This is a genomic window from Brevibacillus borstelensis (assembly GCF_036700025.1).
Classification (GTDB): domain Bacteria; phylum Bacillota; class Bacilli; order Brevibacillales; family Brevibacillaceae; genus Brevibacillus; species Brevibacillus borstelensis.
This window is the reverse complement of sequence record NZ_CP144922.1, coordinates 2,386,052-2,403,386: the sequence shown is the minus strand read 5'-3', so window position 1 is coordinate 2,403,386 and position 17,335 is coordinate 2,386,052. Positions and strand designations below refer to the sequence as shown.

Here is a 17,335-nt window from a genome sequence, read left to right as displayed (position 1 = left end):
TTTGCCTCCGTTACTGTGATCATCTTGAAAAAGCCCTTCCAATCGTACGCTTTACGCTTGCCGCAAATAATCGATCACATCGACCATTTCTTCTGGCAGCGGCGCTTCGAACTGCAGGCGCTCCCCTGTTCGCGGGTGGTCAAAGCCCAATGTTTTGGCGTGGAGCGCTTGTCCATCCAGATCAAGCGTGTTCTTCGGTCCGTACTTCGGATCTCCAGCCAGCGGGTAGCCAATGTACTTCATATGTACACGGATTTGATGGGTTCTGCCCGTCTCCAGCTTCAGCTCAACGAGTGTATACTCTTTGAAGCGTTCCAGCACGACAAAATGAGTCACGGCCGGCTTGCTGTTCTCAAAGACGACTGCCATCTGCTGGCGATTTTTCGGATCACGGCCAATCGGCGCGTCAATCGTTCCCATCTCGTGCGGGATGACCCCGTGTACGATCGCCACGTACTTGCGGTCTACGGTATGCTCCTTCAATTGATGGGCAAGCGACAGATGCGCCTTGTCGTTTTTTGCCACCATCAACAGTCCCGACGTGTCCTTGTCGATCCGGTGGACAATACCCGGTCTGAGGACGCCGTTGATCCCGGACAAATCCTTGCAATGGGCAAGCAGGCCGTTCACCAATGTCCCCGAATAGTGTCCCGGTGCCGGATGGACGACCAAGCCCCGCGGTTTGTTGACGACCACGACATCGCTGTCCTCATAAACAATATCCAGCGCCATCTGCTCCGCCTGGATCTCCATTTCTTTCGGCGGCGGTACGCGCAGCGTCACCTCATCGTCGGCAGACAGCTTGTAGTTGCTTTTGATCGGCTCTCCGTTTACAAAGACTCGGCCTTCCTTGATCCAGGCCTGCACCTGAGAGCGGGACCACTCCTCGTTTTGCCCGGTAATAAATTTATCGATGCGCTCTTTTGCATCCGATGGCTCTGCCACCCAGTCATACCTTTCAAACAACTCCAAATCGTCCATGATACTCTCCTCTGGTGTAGTCACTCTAGTATCCGTCAATATCCGTTTATCCATTAAACGGCCTTGCGCTTGCTATCCAGCAGAACATCGAGCAAAAGCAGCCCCACACCGATGGTAATCGCCATGTCGGCTACGTTGAAAATAGGGAAATTGATCACTGTCACATCGACAAAGTCGACTACTTTCCCTGTGGTGACGCGGTCAATAAAGTTGCCGATCGCTCCGCCTAAAACCATCGAAAGCGCAAGTGAAACACGCGGTTGGGACTTGCCGATCCGAATAAGCGAGATCAAAATGCCGACCACGACCGCGATCGTGATCACAACGAACAGCATTCGTTGGTTCGCAAGGATGCCGAAAGCCGCTCCCGTGTTGCGATGAGATGTCAAATGAAGCACATCCTGAATCAAGGGAATCGACTGTCCCAGCTCCATATGTTTTACCACCAGAGACTTTGTCCACTGGTCAAGCGCAATAATGGCGGCAGCGATGATAAAGTACATAAATGGAAGTCCTCCTTAAGTCCCGACTACAGACAGCCGCAAAAGATTCACGTCAAAATATTATTGTACCATAGGTGGAATAGCTCAACAATCTCGCCTCTCGGCCACTTACTTTCGCAGCAGCCTGGACAGCTTTTTGTAATAGCGATACCCTCTTCGGATCCCTTCCAAAAGCCACAGCGGCATTTTCCAGCCGCGGTCTTTGATAAACGGCAAATAAAACCGATAGTACGCTTTTCGCAGATCACGCCACTTGCTGTCCGGCTTGTCGCTCTTGTAGTAGTCGGAGACGTCGATCAAATAGCCGCGGCCTCGATCCATCAAGACGTTTTTGCCGTGAACGTCATGTGGAAACAGGCCTTTCGAGCGTGCCTCCTGCAATGCCTCTTCCACATCCTCGATCACCTGGGGAGGGACGGGAATCCCGTAGCGGAAGCAATCGTACAAGGAAATGCCGCGTATCCGCTTCAAGACCAGATAGTGCGGCTCCGCCTGGTAGCATACCGGGAACGAACGTGTCTCCCCCAGTTTCCGGTAGACCTCGACCTCTTGTTCCCAACCCGGCCGGCCCGGTGCGTACAGCTTGACGACGACGTCGGGATAATCGGGATGCCCGAATACGGCCGCGTAATTTCCCGTACCGACCAATTCCCATGGATAGGGGGTCGACAGAACGACCACAGGATCATCTGGTGAGCGACTTTCTATTTTTACCGTTTGCAAAAAGGGGGTTAATACATCCCGATGAATGCGCATGTGTCCACTTCTTTCATGAGTAAAAAGCTGGCATTTGGCAGTCTGATGCAAAAAAAGCATCCACTCGTTCCTCCAGACAAGATTTATTGGGCGGGTCGAACGAGACCAAGATAGCTTCTTTTGATTCTAGCAAAACGCCAAAACGGTCGGCAACTCAATCGAGTAGGAGGGGGCGACTAACCCCCGTCCTCTCACACCACCGTACGTACCGTTCGGTATACGGCGGTTCACCAAGCTTGACGAATTTGAGAATATCGTTGCACTAAGCTTTTCAGCCCTTGTTGTTGCCAGTAGGCAATGCCGAGGGCTTTGTGTATATGCGGAGACTTTGTGGTACGCCATGCACCCTTGCGGGTATTTGCAATTTCAATGGCTTTTACGTGAGATATGCCAAGAGAACGAAGTTCTCGATATCTGGTTCTCACGCGTTTCCACTGCATCCACAAACAAAGACGGAGCCTGCGCCTTGTCCATTCCTCAATGGATTGTAGAATGCCCTTCGCGTCTGCAAGGGCGAAATATCCAATCCAGCCCATGAGGTACTGATTTATTCTTTCAATCCGCTTCTCCATCGAGATGCTCCACACCGGATTCGTGATCGTGCGGATTTTCTCTTTTAGCTTGAGGAGGGATTTGGGGTGGATGCGAATCCTTGTCTGTTTTGCAAAGGTAAAACTAAAGCCCAAGAATTTTCGTTTCCATGGTCGGTCTATCGCGCTTTTCTCCTCATTTACTTTTAGCCTTAGTACCTTCTCCAAGTGGTTTTGAATACTCTTCTTTACTCGTTCCCCTGCCCGTTTTGTTTTCACGTAGATATTACAATCGTCTGCGTAGCGGCAGAAACGGTGGCCTCTCTTTTCGAGTTCCTTGTCCAAATCATCAAGTAGGATATTTGCCAAAAGTGGGCTTAACGGCCCACCTTGCGGTGTTCCTTCACTTGATGTTGTACAGACGCCATTTATCATGATCCCCGCATTCAAGTAGGAACGAATCAGTCTTAAAATTCTCTTGTCCTGAACTTTTCGAGCCACACGGCTCATTAGAATATCATGATTTACGCGATCAAAGAATTTCTCTAGATCGATGTCCACCACGAAACGATATCCTTCGGAGATATACGCTTGCGCTTTCCTTACTGCCATGTGAGCGCTACGTTTTGGACGGAACCCATAGCTAGATTCCGAGAAGGTGGGGTCGAAGATCGGCGTTAACACTTGGAGGATGGCCTGCTGAATAAAGCGGTCTACCACGGTGGGAATGCCTAATAACCTTACACCACCGTCAGGTTTCGGGATTTCGACTCTGCGAACAGGTGAAGGTCTATAGGTTCCCCTTTCCATCTTCTCGCGGATGGCTTGCCAGTGTTCACGTAGATAATCGCGTAGTTGTTCGGTTGAAACACCATCGACTCCACCGACACCTTTGTTTTCCTCCACTCGTTGGAGTGCCATCCGTAAGTTTTCCCGTGATAAGACTTTTTCCAGCAAATCCATAATGATGTTCCTTCCTTCGCACATGCGGACTCCGTGCTTGCTGTACGATACTCAGCCCTCTTTTGTACCCTCGGGGCTTCACCCCTGCTCTTCCAAAAGTAGTTCCTTGACAGAATTCTGCTTCGACGTACCGTATCAAAAGACATGGATCGCATGCTGACTTGATGTTCGGCCCTTCCCCATTCAAGCGTCCTCTACTCGGGTACTATGGCCTCTGCTGACTTCTGCATGTTCAGCGTCTCCTTACGGAGACGGTTACCAACAGTTGAAGGCGTTTCATGCAGACCTCCCCAGGTAAGAACGATAACTTTCATCCCATGTACCTGCCCAAGTTTACTACTGTATCCCTTGGCTGTATGGGGCTTTGTCTTGTTTGGCAGACTCGCCCGGATACAACAGCCTCAAATTGGGTTCGTGTACCTCAGGTCGGGATTTTGCCGCCGGCTTCCTTCAGATTCGACCTCGCGGTCGACACCCTTGCCTTGAGCTAACGGTTGGTACAGCCAACCCCCGTTCGGGACTTTCACCCTATAGCTATCGCCCATGCTGGGCGCACCAAAAAGGCCCTTTCACCGGAAAAAGTGAAAGGGCCGCCGATTCTACGCGTTGCTGGCTACGAAAACCAGTCGCGGATGGCTTCCGTTATCTTGTTCAGCGCTCCGACACTCGCTGCCTCGCAATAAATCCGCAAAAGCGGCTCTGTACCGGACGGGCGGATCAGGACCCAGTGTCCTCCCTGGAGCAAGAGCTTGATCCCGTCCATTCTGTTCACGCCTGTGACAGCATAAGGTCCCACTTTTGCAGGAGAAACGGTCCTGATTTGCTCCAGCCAAGGCGTTTTCTCCGGCAACCGGATGTCCATACGCGTACTGAACAGTTCGCCAATTTCGTCATACACGTCCCGCAGCGTCTGGTCGATGCCTTTCTTTTCCCACGCACACATCTCCGCCAAGAGCAGGTTGATCAGGACGCCATCCTTTTCCGGGATGTGACCCAAAATACTGGCACCCCCGCTTTCCTCTCCGCCCAGCAGCACGTCGCCTCGCATCATTTGGGCACCGATGTACTTGAACCCGACAGGCGTCTCCACCAGCTCCAGATCGTAACGCTCCGCCAACCGATCGAGCAAATGAGTAGTAGCGACCGTCCGAACGATTCTGCCGCGAAGCCCCCTGTTTTTTACGAGATGATAGGCGACCAGAACGAGGATGGCATTGGGCGTCAAATACTGGCCGAACCGGTCCACGACGCCAAAGCGATCCGCATCGCCGTCATTGGCGAGTCCCAATGCCGCTTTCTGCTTGATGACCTCCTGCTTGAGCAAAGAAAGGTGCTGATCCTTTGGCTCGGGCAGCTGTCCGCCGAAAAATGGATCAGCTGTTTCCCGAATCCCGCAGGTTTCTACGCCTGCTTCTGCAAGCATGCGGCTGACATAGCCAATCCCGGCACCGTGCATGGGATCGACCACAACACGAAGATGCGCCTGCCTCATCTTGTCAAAATGGATCATGCGACGCAGATGGGCTTCGTAGTGGGGACGCAGCACAATTACTTCAAGAAGCCTGCGGGCTACTGCTTCCTCAGGGGTGATCGACAGCACTTCTCCCCCGTTTTGAATGCGCTGAATTTCCTCCTCCAGTCTCTCGGTAATCTCCGGCGTTGCCGGTCCCGCGTAATCGGGTATATACTTGATGCCGTTGTATTCGGGAGGATTATGACTGGCCGTGATCATAATCGCCCCGCTGACGGCAAAATGCTTGACTCCAAAAGCGACAACAGGCGTCGGGACGGATTCGTTTGCCAAATACGTCCGAATGCCATTGGCGGCCAGGACACCGGCAACGGCAAGTGCAAAGCGTCTACCCAAAAACCTGGTGTCATGACCGATGATAATGCCTTGCTCCTCCTGACCGATTCCCTTCGTATAAGCAGCAATGGCTTGGGCCACGACCCGTACATTTTCCATCGTAAACTCATCAGCTACGATGGCTCGCCAGCCGTCCGTGCCAAAGCGTATTGCAGTCACATTGTTTCACCTCAGCTCTCTTGCTTCATTTCTCTCGTCTCCTTTATGGATCCATTTAAAATGGAAAGGCTGCAGATTTCCTTCCTCCCACATTTTACGCCGCGATTTTCCCCCTGATAACCATGGACAACCGGCTATCTTTTGCCTCACTGCAAACGGAGCGCAGCCCGTCTCTGAAGAACCAAATCCGCCAGCGAAAGCTCCTTTTTGCAAAGGTAATCTACGATGCACATGAGTATGTAGACAGCATCCAGCTTCGGATGGAAACGGGCCTCATTGGTTCCCTCGCTTCTCGTCTCGCTAAAGATCATTTGCAGATCGGCAAGCTGGTCCTCCGTCAACCGCTCGCCCGTATGGGAAAACAGCTCGAGCGCTTCCCCGCTTTGCAGAAGCCGTACGCCCATATCCGCCTGATAGCTGCTGACGCCGTCGGCAATCGAGCCAACCAAAGCGGTCATTCCCAGTTCAGTGAATAAAGGATATAAAAGGCTAAGCAAAAAACGGGATTCACATTCAACCAGTACTGTATATCCCCTGTGCTTGATTGTTCCGCCATCGACTTGCATAAACAATGCCTGTTTATACGCATCCCAAACGCGATGCTCCACATGCAGCTGACCCAAGCGCCCCAGGGAACGAGCGTACATCTCCTGTCTACATGACAACTCGATGCTTTGCTGCATCTCACGGTTGATGGGCAGTCCGTCTTGATCCGCAAATCGAAGCGTTACCTGCTTTTCTCCATGCTGCTTTGCCATCTGGATATGGATGCCGCCGGTGCAGGAAAGGCTTTGTACACCATAGCGAAGCTGAGGCGCAATACCGACACCGAAATCGATTGTATCAATCCCTGCTGCACATAGGCTGGTCATGACGCTATGCTTGAGCAATTGAGCAAATGGATGATCGCAAGCGCAAAGCGCTATTCGGCTCCCCGGCGGAAGCTGATAGGCGTAGGCAGCAGCCAGTCGGGAAACAAACTCCGGGGTTATGTCAACATTCCCTATCCCCGTAATGCCTTGGCTGTCAAACAACCTCCTCGGCTGCGTATTGCCGAAAATAACCGTATGGTTCACCGTTGCTCCTTCCTCAATTCCTTTGTGGGGCCAGATCAGCACACCGGCTTTGACACTGGCTGCGCGTCCGATGCGGCAACCATCCCCCACGACTGTGTTCTCCCCGAGCAGGACGCAATCGCCGATGCTTGTGTTTCTCCCGAGGATACTGCCCGACACATCCGCTTGCATCCCGATATAGCTGTTTTCCCAGAGGATCGTTTGTGTCAATGCTGACCCTTCTGCTACGACAGATCGGCTCCCGATGACAGAGTAAGCCCCAACCGATGTCCCTGTTTGCAGGTGGACCCCTTTTCCGATCAGGAGCGGTCCTTCCAATCTCACAGAGGCATCGATTGCAAGATCTCCCTCCACATAAATTCCGGGAGCCAGCTGCCTGGCGGGGATAGCCCTGTCCACCTTGCCGTCCAGCAGATCGCATTGAACCTGCTTGTATTCCATCAGCGAGTGTATTTTCGACCAATACGCCTTCATGACATAACCGCTCAGAGGGATTCCCTGTTGGAAAAGCGAGTGAACAAGCTGTTCCGATTCCGCTAGTTCGCCTTCATCCTCAAGCAGCGAAAAAATCTCCGGCTCTATCAACACAATTCCCGTACCCAAGGCAAAACTGCCTTCTTCGACTGATTGTTCCGCAACCCCTGTTACGTTGCCTTCCCGATTTGTCCATACGTGGAGACCTTGTAAACGAGACTCGTCACCAGACAGCACCAGAGTCGCCATCGAACGCCTTTCCCGATGGAAGCCAATGGCTTCCGACAGATTGCAGTCGGTCAAGATGTCTCCGCGAATGACGACGCTTGTATCATTCAGAAATTCCGCAAGGCTCTGCCGATTTTTTTCATCGCCTGCAGACAGCCTCTGCTCCTCAAAATAGGTAAGTGCAACGCCGAACCGGGAACCGTCGCCAAAGTAATCCCGAACCAGCTCGGGAAGGTACTCTAGCGAAACGGCAATATCTGTAATGCCATGCTGCTTTAAGAGCTCGACCGTGTACTCCATGCACGGGCGATTCAATAGCGGTACCATCGCTTTTGGAGTACGCACGGTCAATGGAAGGAGCTCTTCGCCCTTTCCGTCCGCCAAGATTACAGCCTTCATCCACGGTACCTCCTTGTTTGCACAATCATCCGGAACCCCCGGGAAAGAAGCGTACGTTTACTCTATTCCGATTTTCCGGCCAATAGAACAAAACGGCGGATTTACTGCTTGAAATGAATTTGTCCTCTATCGGCTGCCTCCCGCATGCAGTCTTTGCCAAAACATCTGATTCCTCGCTGGCATCGTCACTGGCTCCGAGCGCAGGACAGGACAAAATCGTCTATCGTGAAATAATCCGAAATCAACGAGATACGTTCCACCCGGGCGCAAGCGATCAACAACAGTTTCCCTTGTATCCGCCTGCACGCAAATCTCTCTGATCGGATGAGGAGGTTTGCCATTTATTCGCAGATTCGTGGCATCGTACACACGAAGCCCTTGGGCTACTTCTTGTTCGTCAGCCTGCAGGTAGGAAGCAATCATCCGCAGCCGGGCTGCGCCTATTTCCCACTTTACACAGAAGGCGTCAGGTCTTTTTACAGCAGTCAAGATTCTGTTGTGGCCAAACGGACACGGGCTCTCCTGAGAATCGGACTTCGACTGTGAATGGATTGGAACTGGTTGAATGAGCACCGTACATCGCTCCCTTCTGTCGTATTCCCATATGTAGTTCTTCTCTCCTATCCCACGAAGACTGTTTACGGATCAATCACCATTGCAATCATAGCGGAAGTGGCAGACAAAAACTGTCGAACGCTGCAAACATATCGCTTGTTCTTTTGTCGAGTAAACAGCTCTTTTTCGTCATCATCGTACAAAAATCGTTTTGACCGTTTTGATTGGAGGGAATCACTTAAAATTGTTGCATCTTGAACGAGGAGAAAATTTATGGAAAATCTCTACATCGTAAGCAGCTATTTCCAGTGACCTCGGGCTACATAGCTGTTTCAACTCAAAAGAAAAGAGCCCACCTGTGCGGTGGCCCCGGGCTAGAAAAACTTTTTCCGATCTCGTTCTTCTTTCAGTATTTCCACTGCTTCCCTGAAACGAAGCGAGTGAATGACCTCCCGTTCACGCAGGAATTTCAGACCGTCCTGCAAATCCACGTCATCGGTCATATCGATCAGCCACTGATAGGTCGCTCTCGCTTTTTCCTCTGCGGCGATGTCTTCGTAGAGGTCGGCGATGGGATCGCCCTTGGCTTGGATGTAGGTTGCAGTCCAGGGGACGCCGGATGCATTTTGATAAAACAATGCCTTGTCGTGGTTGGCGTAATGATCGCCAAGCCCGTTTTCTATCAGCTGCTCGGGCGTAGCGTCTTTCGTCAGTTTGTAGACCATCGTCGCGATCATTTCAAGATGAGCGAACTCTTCGGCACACTGCTGTTGTCGTTGAACGAGCCCTCTTTTTGCAGGAGGGCTTTAAAAATTCCCGTCTTCAACTCAGGTTGAAAACGGGTGTTAGTTTCCTCAGCCTTCCAATTGATAAATTCTCTCATTAATGCGTTCCACTTTTTTATAAATGTCCATCCGTGAGTCCCAACTCATTTCTGGTCTAGAGGCTTCCAGTACTAGTTGCTCCCGAAGCAATACCAATTCCATTACATCCGTCGTGGATAGTATCTTCGAAAGAAACTCTTTATTCACACAGGCTTTTGACACTCTCTCTTTTTTGGTGGAGGGAGGCGGTCCTGATTCCCTGGATATCTAGCAGCTATAGCACCTGTGACCGGAATATGAGGATTCTTTTCTCCCTTTCATCCCCTCGTAATACTGGACAACTTTTTGCTCATGGTAAAAATGTTTTTTGTAATAGTGAATATGCTTTTCTGGGTTCATATGCTCATAATATTTCGCAAGCAAGTTATATAAGTTCGCTTTCTCCAAATGATACTTCAGCCTATCCTGCACATTTATCCCTCCCTGTTGGATACGATTCCATCGTATGTAAACAATTGGGAGGGCGTTCTAGGTTGTTCCCCTTCCTACCGCCCAATTGGTTTTAAGCTCGGGAAAAGGAAACCAGTTATAACAGAAGCCCCATGTTCCTGTGCATACTCGGATGATTTGGCTGGTGAAGACGGGCAGGAAAATAAAAAAGCAGCTGGAGACGGGGCAGCGTCAATCCTGCTGCAGGTTTGTCAAGTATTCATTCTTCTCACTCACTTGCTCTTCCTCTGTTTTCTTCGTTTCTATCAAGACCTCATCCATGATCTGTTTTGTCTCACTTTGATCTTTGTCTGCTGAATCCAGCAAGGATGAGCTTCCTACCGCATCTGGTGTCATTGTATCCCTCCATGGCCATTTTGAGTTATTCTTTCTCATCAAGCCTATTGCCATTCGTTGATAGACCAGATCCGGTTGCTATCCATAAATCTGCGGCTTGTTAGATAAATCCGTATTGTAGGACAAGCTCTTTTTTGCTAAGATGCTCGTTATTAGACTCCCCCCTTTAAAAAGTTAGTAAAGGTGAAAAGTACGATGCTCTCATTTTCCAGATTGATAAAATGCAAACCCCCTATTCCGTAATTGGCCCCCTGACTGTTTGAGATTTTCATATTATAGGGGGGCATTACTGTGGAAAGAAAAATCTCAACACCATCTTTGTTTCTGTTAATCATTCTTGTTGGTTTCCCGCAAATCAGCGAAACGATATATACACCTGCTTTACCCGATATTGCCAATCATCTTGATGCGAGCAGCAGCATGATTCAATTGACGCTGAGCATTTACTTCCTCGGTTTCGCCGTTGGTGTTTTTTGCTGGGGCAGACTTTCCGATTCCATCGGACGGCGTCCTGCCATGCTATGGGGAATATTCGTTTACGGTTTGGGAAGCCTCGGCTGCTACTTGTCTGACTCGGCCGGATGGTTGTTGTTGTGCCGATTTACTCAAGCTTTCGGGGCCAGCACAGGTTCTGTAGTTACACAAACCATTTTGCGGGAGAGCATTGAAGCCGCCAAACGCCATGCCGTGTTTGCCCAAATTTCGGCCGCGCTTGCCTTTACCCCGGCCATTGGACCGTTGATTGGGGGCTGGGTAGATCAATTGTTTGGGTTTAAGGCTGTTTTCTTTACCCTTGTTGGGATGAGTGTGGCCATTTTTATTTGGACCTTTGCTTCTCTCCCTGAAACAAGAGTGTCCGCCGCCGCAAACATTCACACACTCTCTGTATGGAAGCGCCTGATTTCTGACCGTAGAATAGGGGCTTTTACCTTTTTGATCGGGGGGACAAACGGCATACTGTTCAGTTACTATGCCGAAGCCCCCTTTATTTTCATTGAATTTTTCCGCATGACACCTGGGCTGTTTGGATTTTTGGGTATTTTCGTAGCATTGTCCTCTGTATTTGGGGCGATGCTCTCGAAAAAACTTTTGAACAGCTTTTCCGCAGAGAACATCATCCTGATCGGCTCCCTGGTAACGACGTTCGGAGCGATATGTTTGACGGGTTTCACACTGTTTGGGGTAAGCCCGTCCATTCTCTCTCTGGCTTTGATGGTTGCCTCGATCTTTATCATTCTGCTGGGGATTGGCATGACTATCCCGAACTGCCTGAGTCTGGCGCTCGTTGCTTACGGCGATGTACTCGGTACTGCCGGAGCTATTTTTGGATTGGGCTACTACATTGTAGTCAGCCTGATCACAAGTGGCATGAGCTGGCTTCACAATGGCTCATTGGTGACGATGCCTGTCTATTTTCTTATGGCGATACTCATGTCGCTGGTTAGCAAAAAGATAATTGTTCGTCACAATACAAACGAAAGCAGTCTGTGATCACAGCGGGGCATGAATACTGATTGAACCGCTTCTTTCACGCACGTTAGGGGAACGATTTAGGCGGTGGCTCCATCGCCTAAATCCGTTCAGATAAACGAAAAAAGCACGAGATGATGATTGCAACTGCTTCGATTGGCCGATTTTCTGTTAAAAGAAAGTCGGCTTTTTTCCGTTTCCCTCTCTTCTTTTGATGCTTGCCTGACCAAGCCGGAGCTCAGCCGACCTTATTTTCCGCTTCTTGCAAAATCGCCCATCCTGCTGCATGGAAGTCGTCGATGATTCTGTCGATTTCCTCCTTATCCTTTCGCATGCAGTTGTCGGCTATGTGGATGGTGGAACCTTCAATCATGTAGGTCTCCACGATGTTTGGTTTCTCCCGTTTTTTACCCACAGCACCCACTCCCTTCGCTGGATGTATATGCATTGATGCCATGGGGACTGCCCTTGATCATGCCCAGTCGCAAAGATAGGCTCATTTCTTGTGCAAAACAAAGCGCTACATGCGTAATCATTAGAAGTGGCCGGAGAGCTGTTTTCGCCAAGTATGCTGCTTAGCCGATTATGCAAAGAAGGACTAAATCGCTGAAAAGGAATCATAACATAGGCTAAGCAATAAGCAGGTCAACGTTCCTCTATATAGTCGACAATACTTGTTTCCTGGAAGAGGTGAGTCATTTGCATACACTTCCAATCGGGAAATACGCTGCTTACCTCCGAAAATCACGTGTCGATCTCGAGGCAGAAGCCAGGGGCGAAGAAGATACGTATAAACGTCACAAGCGCATCCTGCAGGAGCTGGCGAAGCGGTACGGGATCACCCTTGACAAAATCTATCGGGAGAAGCCAGCCACATCCGGCGAAAGAATTTCAGAGCGCCCGGAAATGATTTGCTTGCTTGAGGATGTGGAAAACGAGCAATGGACAGGGATACTCGTAGTAGAAGTAGAGCGTTTGGCACGCGGGGATACGATGGATCAGGGAATCGTGGCAAATGCGTTCAAATACTCGAACACCCTGATCGTCACGCCCATGCGTGTGTATGACCCGCAAAACCCCGATGACGAAGAGTATTTTGAGTTCGGCCTGTTTATGTCTCGCCGCGAGTTCAAAACGATTACAAGACGACTGCAGAGCGGCCGGGTCGATGGCGTGAGAGACGGGCGTTATGTCGGAAACACTCCGCCTTATGGCTATCAGCGGGTAAAGCTCCCGGGCAAGGGCTGGACGCTGGAGCCACATCCTGAGCAAGCGCCGATCGTACAATTGATCTTTTCTCTGTACACCGACCCCAATCCGGAAAGACGAATGGGCACTGCCCGCTTGGCCAGAAAGTTGAATGCGATGGGAGTACCGACAGCCCGAAATAGCAGGTGGACGGTAGCGACGATAAATGGATTGCTCCGTAACCCTGTCTATATCGGCCGGGTACGATGGGGAGCTCGTCCGCAGGTGAAACGACGTGATGGAAAAAGCCGGCCGAGAAAGCCTCGGGATCAGTGGGTCGAAGCCAAAGGGATGCACACGCCGTTGATCGATGAAGATACTTTTGCTCTTGCGCAAACGATCATGGAAGAAAACAGGCACACGCCACTGCCAAAAGGAAAAATAAGCAATCCCCTCGCCGGTTTGATCCGCTGCGATATGTGCGGCGGCCCCATGGTCTTGCGTCCCTACGGTGAAAAAAATCCGGCTGCCATGATTTGCCCTGCACAAGATTGCGTCAATGTCAGCTCATATTTTCATGTTGTTGAAGATCGTCTCCTGCGGTCGCTTCAGGAATGGCTCAAATCTTACAAAGCACAATGGAAAGAAAAGCAGCCGAAACCGAATCGAAACGATCAGATGAAATGGAAAGCTCACGAGGAAATGTTAAAATCATTGCGAAAAAAATTAACCGCATTGGAAGCCCAAAAAAACGAAGTCCACAATCTGCTTGAGCTAAAGGTGTATTCCATTGACATATACAAAGAGCGGTCGCAATCTCTTGCCAAACAGATCAATGACACGCGACAAGCGATTTCGCAGACCGAACAAGAAATGGAGTTAGAACAAAAACGGATTGCAGCGAGGACGGAGACGATTCCACAGGTTGAACATGTGCTGGAGGCATATCACAAGACTGATGATCCTGCCAAGAAAAACGCTCTGTTAAAATCTGTGGTCGAGCAGGCAACCTATCGGAAGGAGAAAGGCGGCCGGTGGAATCCAGAAGCGGTCAATCAATTTACGCTCGTACTGTATCCGAAGCTTCCAAAAAGAAGAGATTCTCCTTCTCATCGATAACTGTCATGTACCGATTCTTCCGTCCCGATATCTGTCAATAGGCCGATGACCTTGTCAGGAATCGAGTACCGCTGGTTCAGATAGCGGAGAGCCGCAGCCAGTTCACCATCCGCGCCCCCGTACTGCTCAAGCAGGAATTTTGCCATACGCGGATCGCATTTGCTCACGCGGACAGGATATTGCAGTTTCTTTTCATACACCCACACGATGTGTTCTCCTCCTCGTCTTTATACCTGCCAGGGCCAAGGCGTGTCGTTCCACTGCCACGGGTAACCAGAAAAACTGAGACCAAATTGCAGCAGCGGTCCGTAGCTTGCTTCAAATTCACAAGCAACCTTCCAGCGCTCCTCGGATATTTGGTTGAACTGCTGCAGCGCGTCAGCGTCATTGCTATGTGTATCGAGATAGAGCGTCAATTCGACCAAGACGAAATCGAGTGCCTGCAGTTGATGCAATAGTTGGTAGTATCGCTCGTCAACAGGCTTTGGTTCATTCATTTTTTTCTCCTCCCTTCGCTCCTGTCGCCGCGTCCTTCATAAGGGCTGTACAGCTCTGGCCACAGTGTGCCGTGGAATAGCGCCTCACGAGGTGAAAACTGCGGCAAATTGGGAGGTTGGAAGTGAATAAATAGCTGCGGCGGAACCACATATGTCTTCACTCGTTGCGGAGGGCAAGGATCAAACGGGCTGACATACGGATAATAGACTCGGTACTGGGAGTACAATGCTGGAACCTCCTTGGGGATAGGTCTTTGACTAACCACTACCACTCTATGACAATTACCCATGCCCGGTGTTGGGCAATCGCCCGATTCGCGTAAATAAAAATCGTCTATTTGCGTATGACAATCGTTCCGGTCACAGGTCAATGCGTCCAATTCTCCGCCTCTCAGCTTTAGGAGAAGAAATGTCTGTTCCTCTCCGTCAGTTATTGATGATGAAAAAATGCATGCGATTACGATTGGAAATCCTGCATGTATGTACAAACAAAAAAGACCCGCTTCTGAAAGCGGATCTCAGGTTGCAGACAAACTCCCTCGCTGAACGAACAGCAGAGGGAGTTTGTTTAATAATTTGATGAAAATACCGAAGGTGTTTTGATCGTTCACCTTTTGGCGACCTGATTTCCATAGCCAGGTCGCCATTTTTTTCAAGTTCATGGCAGCGAAAACAAGCATCGCCTGCATCGTGACCTTCTCCAGTCCTCGTAAGGTCGTCCAACGCATGCCATGCTTTTCCTTCATATCAGCGAATACACGTTCAATCGTTTCTTTCCGTTTGCTATAGATTTGTTTGTTTTCCTCGGTATGCCGGAGGTGGTCTACCTCTTCGAGGTAATCAGCCCAGATGTGGCGACTCACTCTCTTTGTGTAGTCTTTACTTTCCGTGCATTGTTTCAAGAACGGACAACTTCGGCAAACTTGAGAATTTGATCGATAGATACGGTACCCATCCTTGTTTGTTGTCTCATATGTTAAGATTTGCTCGTTCGGGCAGATGTAGCAGTCGAAATATTCATCATACACATATTCGTGCTTTTTAAAAAAACCTTCTTTGGTGCGTGGTCTTGTGTAGGGCATAACGGGGCGAATCTGGTCATCAAGGAGTGTTTTACTGATGTAAGGCGTCTTGTATCCCGAGTCCACTGCCACAGCTTGAGGCTGTGCAAACGTCTTTCGCACTTGATTCAAAACATCCTCAAAAACCTGACTGTCATGCACATTGCCTGGCGTTACCTTGGCACCAAGCACAAATCCATTTCGATCACATGCTGTATGAAAACTATAAGCAAATACACGTTCCTTTTCCCCTTTTACAAACAATCCGCAATCCGGGTCAGTTGTGCTGACTTTCACCTCCTTCTTCGAAGTTTCTGTCTTTTTTTCAAGGGGCTTCTTTCCATGTGCAATACGATCCTGATTGATTTCTTCGTCCAGCAGCTCTTGATATTTCTTCGCTTGTTCTTCAACGATTTCTTTCACGTATTTATGCTTATTCGCACTGGCTTTTACATGCGTAGCATCAATGAAAAGCACATCAGGCTTCACGAATCCATGATGAACCGCCTCCTCCAATATTCGAAGGAAGATCGACTCGAAGAGTTGAGTATCCCGAAAACGGCGAACATAGTTCTTGCCTAGGGTCGTGAAATGGGGAATGGGCTGACTGAAATCATAGCCAATAAACCACCGATAGGCAACATTGGTTTCGATCTCTTTAATCGTTTGTCGCATGGAACGAATTCCAAAAATATATTGGATGAAAGCAATTTTAACTAAGACTACAGGGTCAACACTGGGTCTGCCATTGTCATGACAGTAGAGGCTTTCCACCAAGTCATAGATGAACGAAAAGTCGATTGCATTTTCAATTTTTCTTACGAGATGATCTTCTGGCACCAACTCATCTAGCGAGAATGCAGATATCTGATAACGCCCTTCGGCCTCTTGCTTATTAAGCATAATGCCACCTCTAAAAAATAACTTTTGAAAACGTAACATGTTCTATATTCAACAAAAAAGCCTGCAGACCCTGTTCCTTACGGAACTTTGTCTACAGGCTGAGACCCGCTTCTGAAAGCGGATCTTTCTCATACGGATTATCTTCTCTTGGTTATTCGTCCGTAGCCCCCTACCTTCGTACGCGGCGGCGATTTGCTTCGGGGCGTGGAAAAGATCGACGACTTCTTGCTGGAGCTGCTGTCAGAAATGCTGCTGCCCTTGCTTGAGGTTCGGGTAATTTTTCCTTTCTTGCTCGAGCCTGAAGACGTATCCACCGGCTTCTTGGTGATGCTGCCCTCGGAGCCGACGGTCGTATCTTTTCCTTTCGCTCCCCGTTTGATGATGCTGCCGGTTCCCTGCGTTGTGATCGGCGGAGCCTTCTTTATCTCTTCTGCAGTAGGTGTACGGTACGTCCCTGACGGTTTGTACACTTCCTTGGTCGTGTAGCCCCGGTACGTACCCGGATAGCTTTTGTGGCCATCGAACAGATCACTCAGGATGCTTGCAAGGATGTACCCTTCGAGGAAGGACGGATTGTAGTTTTGTCGAACAAATTCCTTGCTGTCCACTTCGATGAGCGTATCTGAAGGCTTGGCCTCATCCTGCTGCAAATGATACCATTCATCCGAGTAGACCAGAAACATGTGTTTCTCGTCCTCTTTGGAGATTTCGTCCGGCTCTCTTTGCGCGGACAACTCCTTGGCCACTTCCGGCACCGTTTTATTTTCAGCGCGGTAAACGCGGGAGGTCTGGCTTCCGTCTTTGGAAATCACAGATTCCAGCGGATAGGTTTCACCTACTGATTGGGTGTTGCACCCTGACAAGGCAAGCAGCAACAGGGCCGGGACCAGGATGAGCTTGATCGCTTTATACAGTGCCTGTCGCATGTCTCTCCCC

At 49.8% G+C, this 17,335-nt stretch carries 15 protein-coding genes and 2 pseudogenes; 2 read left to right on the top strand and 15 right to left on the bottom strand.

Translation table 11 applies throughout. The features are described 5' to 3' along the window. Positions 1-51 precede the first annotated feature (51 nt). The 9 genes and pseudogenes from V5G20_RS11220 to V5G20_RS11180 all read right to left on the bottom strand — a co-directional run bounded on the left by V5G20_RS11220 (position 52) and on the right by V5G20_RS11180 (position 10,161). Positions 52-981, bottom strand: coding sequence for an RluA family pseudouridine synthase (locus tag V5G20_RS11220; protein ID WP_031932972.1), 930 nt, complete (start codon positions 979-981; stop codon positions 52-54). Positions 982-1,034: 53 nt separating this feature from the next. Next, on the bottom strand, positions 1,035-1,484 hold the full coding sequence (lspA, locus tag V5G20_RS11215; RefSeq protein WP_003386201.1) for a signal peptidase II: 450 nt from the start codon (positions 1,482-1,484) through the stop codon (positions 1,035-1,037). A 108-nt stretch (positions 1,485-1,592) separates the two neighbouring features. Then, positions 1,593-2,240, bottom strand: coding sequence for a serine/threonine protein kinase (locus V5G20_RS11210; RefSeq protein WP_031932973.1), 648 nt, complete (start codon positions 2,238-2,240; stop codon positions 1,593-1,595). A gap of 227 nt (positions 2,241-2,467) precedes the next feature. After that, positions 2,468-3,733 (bottom strand): group II intron reverse transcriptase/maturase, encoded by a 1,266-nt coding sequence (gene ltrA / locus V5G20_RS11205; protein ID WP_024985202.1) that lies wholly within the window; start codon positions 3,731-3,733, stop codon positions 2,468-2,470. A 613-nt stretch (positions 3,734-4,346) separates the two neighbouring features. Continuing rightward, entirely contained in the window at positions 4,347-5,759 is a 1,413-nt protein-coding gene (locus tag V5G20_RS11200; protein ID WP_031932974.1) for a phosphoglucomutase/phosphomannomutase family protein, read from the bottom strand. Positions 5,760-5,905: 146 nt separating this feature from the next. Next, on the bottom strand, positions 5,906-7,936 hold the full coding sequence (locus tag V5G20_RS11195) for a sugar phosphate nucleotidyltransferase (RefSeq protein WP_338463409.1): 2,031 nt from the start codon (positions 7,934-7,936) through the stop codon (positions 5,906-5,908). Between the two features lie 126 nt (positions 7,937-8,062). After that, positions 8,063-8,509, bottom strand: coding sequence for a DUF4912 domain-containing protein (locus V5G20_RS11190; protein ID WP_024982951.1), 447 nt, complete (start codon positions 8,507-8,509; stop codon positions 8,063-8,065). A gap of 356 nt (positions 8,510-8,865) precedes the next feature. Beyond that, a pseudogene (locus V5G20_RS11185) lies at positions 8,866-9,249 on the bottom strand (manganese catalase family protein); the annotation flags it as partial. Positions 9,250-9,996: 747 nt separating this feature from the next. Next, positions 9,997-10,161, bottom strand: coding sequence for a hypothetical protein (locus V5G20_RS11180; protein WP_157211767.1), 165 nt, complete (start codon positions 10,159-10,161; stop codon positions 9,997-9,999). Positions 10,162-10,452: 291 nt separating this feature from the next. On the opposite strand from V5G20_RS11180, the gene V5G20_RS11175 reads away from it, so the two are divergent. After that, entirely contained in the window at positions 10,453-11,652 is a 1,200-nt protein-coding gene (locus tag V5G20_RS11175; RefSeq protein WP_338463408.1) for a multidrug effflux MFS transporter, read from the top strand. Positions 11,653-11,869: 217 nt separating this feature from the next. Here V5G20_RS11175 and V5G20_RS11170 read toward each other — a convergent pair whose 3' ends face one another. Then, positions 11,870-12,046, bottom strand: coding sequence for a hypothetical protein (locus V5G20_RS11170; RefSeq protein ID WP_157211768.1), 177 nt, complete (start codon positions 12,044-12,046; stop codon positions 11,870-11,872). Between the two features lie 284 nt (positions 12,047-12,330). Between V5G20_RS11170 and V5G20_RS11165 the strand changes: the two genes are divergently transcribed. Continuing rightward, the gene (locus V5G20_RS11165; protein ID WP_338463407.1) at positions 12,331-13,938 is read left to right on the top strand and encodes a recombinase family protein; all 1,608 of its coding nucleotides are present in this window, start codon (positions 12,331-12,333) and stop codon (positions 13,936-13,938) included. A 5-nt stretch (positions 13,939-13,943) separates the two neighbouring features. On the opposite strand, the pseudogene V5G20_RS11160 reads toward V5G20_RS11165, so the two are convergent. The 5 genes and pseudogenes from V5G20_RS11160 to V5G20_RS11140 all read right to left on the bottom strand — a co-directional run. Beyond that, positions 13,944-14,144, bottom strand: a pseudogene (locus tag V5G20_RS11160) (manganese catalase family protein); the annotation flags it as partial. 21 nt (positions 14,145-14,165) lie between these two features. After that, on the bottom strand, positions 14,166-14,435 hold the full coding sequence (locus tag V5G20_RS11155; protein ID WP_003386213.1) for a spore coat protein CotJB: 270 nt from the start codon (positions 14,433-14,435) through the stop codon (positions 14,166-14,168). Continuing rightward, complete coding sequence (locus V5G20_RS11150) at positions 14,432-14,662, bottom strand: spore coat associated protein CotJA (protein WP_003386215.1); 231 nt, start codon at positions 14,660-14,662, stop codon at positions 14,432-14,434. The genes V5G20_RS11155 and V5G20_RS11150 overlap by 4 nt, the downstream gene beginning before the upstream one ends. Positions 14,663-14,953: 291 nt before the next feature. After that, positions 14,954-16,399: an IS1182 family transposase gene (locus V5G20_RS11145; RefSeq protein WP_024985259.1), complete on the bottom strand. Its 1,446-nt coding sequence runs from the start codon at positions 16,397-16,399 to the stop codon at positions 14,954-14,956. A gap of 137 nt (positions 16,400-16,536) precedes the next feature. Then, entirely contained in the window at positions 16,537-17,325 is a 789-nt protein-coding gene (locus tag V5G20_RS11140) for a DUF4247 domain-containing protein (RefSeq protein ID WP_003386217.1), read from the bottom strand. Between the last annotated feature and the right edge of the window lie 10 nt (positions 17,326-17,335).